The sequence below is a fragment of the Paenibacillus amylolyticus genome (assembly GCF_003719335.1).
Classification (GTDB): Bacteria; Bacillota; Bacilli; order Paenibacillales; family Paenibacillaceae; genus Paenibacillus; species Paenibacillus amylolyticus_D.
This window is the reverse complement of sequence record NZ_RIAS01000048.1, coordinates 1-745: the sequence shown is the minus strand read 5'-3', so window position 1 is coordinate 745 and position 745 is coordinate 1. Positions and strand designations below refer to the sequence as shown.

5 tRNA genes and 1 rRNA gene are annotated in these 745 nt (G+C 51.4%); all 6 read right to left on the bottom strand.

From position 1 onward, the window contains the following. Position 1 precedes the first annotated feature (1 nt). The 6 genes from EC604_RS29495 to rrf all read right to left on the bottom strand — a co-directional run bounded on the left by EC604_RS29495 (position 2) and on the right by rrf (position 618). Positions 2 to 75, bottom strand: a tRNA-Met gene (locus EC604_RS29495). A gap of 19 nt (positions 76 to 94) precedes the next feature. Then, positions 95 to 170, bottom strand: a tRNA-Val gene (locus EC604_RS29490). 13 nt (positions 171 to 183) lie between these two features. Further along, a tRNA-Glu gene (locus EC604_RS29485) sits at positions 184 to 255 on the bottom strand. A gap of 10 nt (positions 256 to 265) precedes the next feature. Beyond that, positions 266 to 338 (bottom strand) — tRNA-Thr (locus tag EC604_RS29480). Between the two features lie 3 nt (positions 339 to 341). Further along, positions 342 to 417 (bottom strand) — tRNA-Asn (locus tag EC604_RS29475). Between the two features lie 84 nt (positions 418 to 501). Next, positions 502 to 618: ribosomal RNA gene (gene rrf / locus EC604_RS29470) — 5S ribosomal RNA — on the bottom strand. Positions 619 to 745 lie beyond the last annotated feature (127 nt).

The window sequence follows — 745 nt, the reverse complement described above, 5'->3', positions numbered from 1 at the left end:
ATTGCGGGGGCAGGATTTGAACCTGCGGCCTTCGGGTTATGAGCCCGACGAGCTACCGGGCTGCTCCACCCCGCGTCATTAGGATAAATATATATGGTGGAGGCTGAGGGGATCGAACCCCCGACCCTCTGCTTGTAAGGCAGATGCTCTCCCAGCTGAGCTAAGCCTCCATAGGTATTGCTATGACCCGTAGGGGATTCGAACCCCTGTTACCTCCGTGAAAGGGAGGTGTCTTAACCCCTTGACCAACGGGCCCCATTTGCAGAGCTCTCAACCGGGATCGAACCGGTGACCTCATCCTTACCATGGATGCACTCTACCTACTGAGCTATGAGAGCAAATGGCTCCCCGAACAGGACTCGAACCTGTGACAACTCGATTAACAGTCGAGTGCTCTACCAACTGAGCTATCAGGGAATAATATGCATTTGCAGTGCAAATGCAATTCATCATACAATGTCCACATGCAGAGCCTGTTTTCTATGTAAGATGAAAGAGTTCGCTTGGCGGCGTCCTACTCTCCCAGGACCCTGCGGTCCAAGTACCATCGGCGCTAGAGGGCTTAACGGTCGTGTTCGGGATGGGTACGTGTGGAACCCCTCCGCCATCGCCACCAAACGCGATTGGTCGAAGCATAGCTTCTTCCATTCATTTGGAACTGAAAACCATACACACATTCTGTGATGTACCGATTTTCACTTCATTCAGAGTGTTGTTCTCTGAAAACTAGATTCGAAACGAAATT